We start from the raw sequence: 6248 nt of genomic DNA on the forward strand, positions 1-6248 counted from the left end.
GGTCTAAATAGGCTGATTCAAGGCATTTACGGGAGAAAAAATCGGCTCAAACATGAAGAAATGAAATGACTGAGTCAGCCGAGAAGAATTTCCCCGCTTATTCGCACCTTCCCTATCTCTACGATATTGCATTCTGGTGTAATGAAAAAGGCGTGAGCGCCAGACAACAACTTACGCTGAAACATATCGAGGGTAAGTGGCACCTGGCACAGCAGGAAGAGACCGTGGTGCAACCGCGCAGTGATGAAAAACGTATCCTGAGCCATATCGCGGTTTTAGAGGGGGCACCGGCCCTGTCGGAAAACTGGTCGCTGTTTGAATCTAACGAAGACCTTTTCCACGAAGCCCGCACAACCCAGGCGGCGACCCTTATTTTCTCATTGATGCAGAATAACCAGATTGAGACGCTGGCAAGGCAAATCCACACCCTGCGCCGCCAGCGCGGAAGCGCGTTAAAAATCATCGTGCGCGAAAACAATACCAGCCTGCGCGCCACCGATGAGCGCCTGCTTCTTGGCTGCGGGGCAAATATGGTTATTCCGTGGAATGCGCCGCTGTCACGCTGCCTGACGCTGATCGAAAGCGTTCAGGGCCAGCAGTTTAGCCGCCATGTACCGGAAGACATTTCCACACTGCTCTCTATGACGCAGCCGATGAAGCTGCGTGGATATCAAAAATGGGATACCTTCTGCGACGCCGTCGGCAACATGATGAGCAATACGCTTCTTCCTGCAGACGGAAAAGGGGTTATGGTTGCCCTGCGTCCTGTACCGGGTATCCGCGTTGAACAGGCGCTCACCTTGTGTCGCCCCAACCGTACGGGAGATATCATGACCATTGGCGACAATCGCCTGGTACTGTTTTTGTCCTTCTGCCGGGTCAACGATCTCGATACGGCGCTAAACCATATCTTCCCCCTGCCTACCGGGGATATTTTCTCGAACCGTATGATTTGGTTCGAAGATAATACGATCAGCGCGGAGCTGGTACAGATGCGTGCGCTCCAGCCTGAACAATGGGCTAAACCGCTCGCAATTAAGAGCGATGCGAAACCGATCCTCAATGCCAGACATGATGGCCATATCTGGCGCCGGGTTCCGGAGCCCCTTCGCTTATTAACGGACAACGCGGAGAACGCACCATCATGAATATCAGCGATATCATCCAACTGGTTATATTCTGTGCGCTGATTTTTTTCCCGCTTGGCTACTATGCACGCCATTCCATACGTCGTATCCGTGATACGGCCAGAGTGCTGTTTATAAAACCTCGCTATGTAAAACCAGCCGGAACACTGACACGGGCATCACACGTCAAGGCAGACCGAAAACATGACTAATTCTACCTATACCGCTTCGTCACCCTCGCCGCTCTGGCAATACTGGCGCGGCCTTTCCGGCTGGAACTTCTACTTTCTCGTGAAGTTTGGTCTGCTGTGGGCAGGCTATCTGAATTTCCATCCCCTTCTCAACCTGGTGTTTATGGCCTTCCTGCTGATGCCCCTGCCGAATATCAGGCTGCATCGCTTGCGTCACTGGATAGCCATCCCTGTCGGCTTTGCGCTGTTCTGGCATGATACCTGGTTACCGGGGCCGGACAGCATTATGAGCCAGGGGTCGCAGGTGGCAGGCTTTAGCGCCAGCTATGTCCTCGATCTGACCGAGCGGTTTATTAACTGGCAGATGATTGGCGCGGTATTTGTGCTGCTGGTTGCCTGGCTGTTCCTGTCACAGTGGATCCGCATCACGGTGTTTGTCGTCGCGATTATGATCTGGCTGAACGTGCTGACGCTGGCTGGTCCGGGCTTTTCGCTGTGGCCTGCTGGTCAACCGACCACCACGGTGACCACCACAGGGGGAAGCGCAGCAGCAACCGTTACCACGGCTGGCGATACGCCTGTAGTGGGCGATATCCCAACCCAGACCGCACCGCCGACCTCCACAAATCTGAACGCCTGGCTCTCCAGCTTCTACACTGCGGAAGACAAGCGACAGACTAAATTCCCGGACGCGCTGCCGGCGGATGCTCAGCCGTTTGAATTGCTGGTGATCAACATCTGCTCTCTCTCATGGGCCGACGTGGATGCAGCCGGTTTGATGTCCCATCCGCTGTGGTCTCATTTCGACATTCAGTTTAAAGATTTTAACTCTGCCACCTCGTACAGCGGCCCGGCAGCAATCCGTCTGCTGCGTGCAAGCTGCGGTCAGGCATCGCATAAGAATCTGTATCAGCCTGCCGGCAATCAGTGTTATCTGTTTGATAACCTCGCCAAACTGGGCTTTACGCAGCATCTGATGCTGGGACATAACGGCCAGTTCGGTAACTTCCTGAAAGAGGTGCGTGAACAGGGTGGTATGCAGGCACCGTTGATGGATCAAACTGGTCTTCCCGTTACTCTGCTGGGCTTCGACGGCTCGCCGGTTTATGACGATACCGCCGTGCTGCAGCGCTGGCTTCAGACCATCGAGAAAGACAGTAATCCGCGCAGTGCGACCTTCTTTAACACCCTGCCGCTCCACGACGGTAACCATTTCCCGGGCGTGAGCAAAACGGCAGATTATAAAGTGCGTGCGCAGAAATTCTTCGACGAGCTGGACGCGTTCTTCACGGAGCTGGAAAAATCAGGCCGTAAAGTGATGGTGGTTGTGGTACCTGAGCACGGCGGCGCGCTGAAAGGCGACAGAATGCAGGTGTCGGGTCTGCGTGATATCCCAAGCCCGTCCATCACCAACGTGCCTGCTGGCATTAAATTCTTTGGTATGAAAGCACCCCATCAGGGCGCACCGATTGAAATCACCCAGCCGACCAGCTATCTGGCGATCTCTGAACTGGTTGCCCGTGCCGTTGACGGGAAGCTGTTTGTGGAAGATAGCGTGAACTGGGATCAGCTCACCAGCAACCTGCCGCAAACGGCAGAAGTCTCAGAGAACGCCAACGCGGTCGTCATTCAGTATCAGAACAAACCGTACGTTCGCCTGAACGGCGGGGATTGGGTACCGTATCCGCAGTAACTGATTTACCCCTAACCCTCTCCCCATTAGGGAGAGGGGATAGTCAGTGCGCTATTATTGCGCCGAAATCCACGCCAGCATTTTCAGACTTGCCGAATAGTAGTCGTCTTTAGAGGTGATTTCGGGTTCTCCGGAAGACTGCCCCATCGTTAAATCGCGTACAGCCAACAGGCCGCCTTCCATCATGTAGGGCGCATATTCGTTGGTCGTGACGTTAACCCAGGCGGGCGTTTGTTCCCGCGGGAACTGACCAAACCAGGCTTTCCACGGCGTCAGGAGCGGGCTTTGCTTATCAGACCAGGCAAGGTACAGCGGAATACGAATCGCGTCATAGCTCATACGCGGCGGCCAGCTTTTGGCAGGTTCCAGCTTGCCATCTGATGCCAGCGAGACCCAGTCAGCGGGCAGCTCCGCTTTACCCGAGCCCATTTTCCCCAGCAGGCGCTTCCCGTCCTTGATCAATTCACGCCAGACAGGCAAATGACTGCGTCCGGCGAAGGCCTGCCAGGCCGGAAACACAAAATAGGAAGGATTAAGAACCACTTCACCGTCAAGCTTAAATCCCTGGGCGCCGGGCAGCATCACGCGGTAACCCGCATAGCGGATGACGCTATGGGCAACCAGCGCTTTTGTGATGGCATCCGATGCGGCACCGTAGCGTTTTTCGTGCCAGCGGGCATCGGCTTTAAGCAGCGCCCAGGCAATCAGCACATCGCCATCGGCGGCATTGTTTTTGTCCGCGACCGGGTTGGACTCTGCGGGGTTATAGCGCCAGTAAAACAGACCGTTCTCTTTGTTCTTCAGCTCACGGTTTGTCCATTGCCAGAGCTTATCGAACGTGGCCTTATCGTCGTTGACCACTGCCATCAGCATGGCAAATCCCTGACCTTCCGTATGCGACACGCCGCCATTGCCGGTATCGACAATGCGGCCTTCCGGTTTGAAAAAGCGTGCCTTATAACTCTCCCAGGCCTGACCCGCCTGAGAGAGGGGTGAGAACAACACGCTCATCATGACGGCCAGCGTCGCGCAGACGGTTTTTCGCATCATTCACTCCATCCGGTTATTCGGCACTCCGCAGGGAAATCTCACCGCCCATCCAGGGTTTGATCACGCCATCCTGCTCCAGGAGCAGCGCGCCCTGAGCGTCAATACCGCGGGAAGTGCCGTAGATCTCTTTATCCCCAATCAGCAATTTCACCGGGCGGTTGATGAAGTTATCCAGTTTTTCCCAACGAGACAGGAACGGTGCCAGCCCTTCCTGCTCAAAAAGCGTGAGCGAGCTGCGCAGCTCTTTAATCATACGTACGGCAAGGGTGTTACGATCGATGACGATCCCCGCCTCCTGGAGGTTAGTCCAGGCCTGATTCACCACATCATTCTGGACATTGCGCATCACCATATTGAGGCCCGCGCCGATGACGATTTGCGCCGCATCGCCCGTTTTACCCGTCAGTTCAACCAGAATGCCGGCGAGTTTACGATCGTTGAGGTACAGATCGTTAGGCCATTTAACACGCACTTGATCCGCACCCAGATCGTGAAGCACCTCCGCCATAACGATACCGATGACCAGACTCAGGCCAATGGCAGCGGCCGGGCCCTGATCGAGTCGCCAGTACATAGACAGATAGAGGTTGGCACCAAAAGGGGAAAACCACTTGCGGCCACGACGACCGCGACCGGCCTGCTGATACTCAGCAACGCAGGCATCGCCGGATTTCAGCTCAGGCAGACGATCCAGCAGATACTGGTTCGTCGAATCAATAACAGGCAGCACCGCCACATTACCGTGTCCAATCTGGCTGCGGATCGTGTCTTCATTCAATAATTGTATCGGCTCCGGCAGGCTGTACCCTTTTCCGGGAACCGTAAATACATCAACCCCCCAGTCGCGAAGCGTCTGGATGTGCTTGTTAATGGCGGCGCGGCTCATGCCAAGCTGCTCACCCAGCTGCTCGCCGGAATGAAATTCACCATCCGCCAGGATACCAATCAGGGTTAACGGGACCGTATTGTCCTTCATGCGATAGTCTCCACGGCGTTGACTTCACCTGTGCGACCAATGAAGCGGACTTCTGGCTCCAGCCAGACGTTAAATTTTTCGCCCACACGCTGACGAACATAATGAGCCAGCTGTACCACATCGTCGCTGGTTGCATCGCGCTGGTTAATCAGCACCAGAGCCTGCTGTCGGTGAACGGCTGCCCCGCCGACTGAAGTGCCTTTTAGCTGGCATTGATCGATAAGCCATCCTGCTGCCAGCTTCACGCTGCCATCCGCCTGAGGGTAATGTGGCGCGGTTGGCCACTCCTCCAGAAAACGTCGGGCATTTTCGCCGCCGATCACCGGGTTTTTGAAGAAGCTTCCTGCATTTCCGTTAACTTTGGGATCGGGAAGCTTGGTCATCCGCATATGGCAAACCGAGTCAAAAACGTCGCGTGCGGTAACGGTAGCCGGATCGAGACGCGTTAAATCCCCGTAGGTTAATACGGGCTGCCAGCTCTTCGACAGGCGCAGGCCCACGGCGACAATCACGTAGCGATCCTGATATTCATGCTTGAAGATACTGTCACGATAGCCAAAACGGCACTGTTCTGCCGTTAAACGCGTGGCCATTCCGGTCGCCAGTTCGATGCAGTCGACATAGTCACAGACATGTTTCAGTTCGATGCCGTAGGCACCGATGTTCTGAATGGGTGACGATCCAGCGCAGCCTGGGATAAGCGCAAGGTTTTCCAGACCCGGAATCTCTTTTTCGAGGGTAAATTGCACCAGGTGATGCCAGTTTTCTCCGGCACCCACGTGCAGATGCCAGCTATCGGCATGCTCTTCCACATCAATTCCCATGATGCGGTTAATAATCACCGTTCCCGCAAAATCGTCGAGAAACAGGACATTACTTCCTTCGCCCAAAATCAGTACGGGTTCGTTATTTTCTGTTGCGCTTTGCCATGCATCCAGCAGCTGCTGTGCAGTATCGGCACGTACAATTTGATTAGCATTGCGTTGAATGCCAAAGGTATTCCAGGGCTTAAGGGAGTGGTTCATAGACGCTATCCTGATGCAAAAACGCAGGTAGTTTACCGTATAAGCAGGGCGTTGGGGGATCTGTTTGTGCAGCGCATAAACGCAAAAAGGCCATCCTTTCGGATGGCCTCTTCACTTGTTTGATGCCTGGCAGTTCCCTACTCTCACATGGGGAGACCCCACACTACCATCGGCGCTACGGCGTTT

The 6248-nt window shown here is 54.7% G+C and carries 5 protein-coding genes and 1 pseudogene; 3 read left to right on the forward strand and 3 right to left on the reverse strand.

Translation table 11 applies throughout. The features are described from left to right. Positions 1-113 precede the first annotated feature (113 nt). The 3 genes and pseudogenes from bcsE to bcsG all read left to right on the forward strand — a co-directional run. Positions 114-1148, forward strand: a pseudogene (gene bcsE / locus FHC52_RS22260) (cellulose biosynthesis protein BcsE); the annotation flags it as partial. Next, a complete protein-coding gene (gene bcsF / locus FHC52_RS22265) occupies positions 1142-1339 on the forward strand; it encodes a cellulose biosynthesis protein BcsF (RefSeq protein WP_024908822.1) in 198 nt (65 codons plus the stop codon). The pseudogene bcsE and the gene bcsF, both read left to right, overlap by 7 nt. Then, positions 1332-3011, forward strand: a complete 1680-nt coding sequence (gene bcsG, locus FHC52_RS22270) for a cellulose biosynthesis protein BcsG (RefSeq protein WP_008503239.1) — start codon at positions 1332-1334, stop codon at positions 3009-3011. The genes bcsF and bcsG overlap by 8 nt, the downstream gene beginning before the upstream one ends. A 54-nt stretch (positions 3012-3065) precedes the next feature. Here bcsG and FHC52_RS22275 read toward each other — a convergent pair whose 3' ends face one another. The 3 genes from FHC52_RS22275 to murB are packed head-to-tail and all read right to left on the reverse strand — an operon-like array spanning position 3066 to position 6062. Next, positions 3066-4058, reverse strand: a complete 993-nt coding sequence (locus FHC52_RS22275; protein WP_126288647.1) for a glycosyl hydrolase family 8 — start codon at positions 4056-4058, stop codon at positions 3066-3068. 16 nt (positions 4059-4074) lie between these two features. Beyond that, on the reverse strand, positions 4075-5037 hold the full coding sequence (birA, locus tag FHC52_RS22280; RefSeq protein WP_008503241.1) for a bifunctional biotin--[acetyl-CoA-carboxylase] ligase/biotin operon repressor BirA: 963 nt from the start codon (positions 5035-5037) through the stop codon (positions 4075-4077). Beyond that, positions 5034-6062, reverse strand: coding sequence for a UDP-N-acetylmuramate dehydrogenase (gene murB / locus FHC52_RS22285; protein ID WP_063616882.1), 1029 nt, complete (start codon positions 6060-6062; stop codon positions 5034-5036). Before murB ends, birA begins: the two co-directional genes overlap by 4 nt. Between the last annotated feature and the right edge of the window lie 186 nt (positions 6063-6248).

This window comes from Enterobacter sp. EC_64, from assembly GCF_019584165.1.
Lineage (GTDB): Bacteria > Pseudomonadota > Gammaproteobacteria > Enterobacterales > Enterobacteriaceae > Enterobacter > Enterobacter roggenkampii.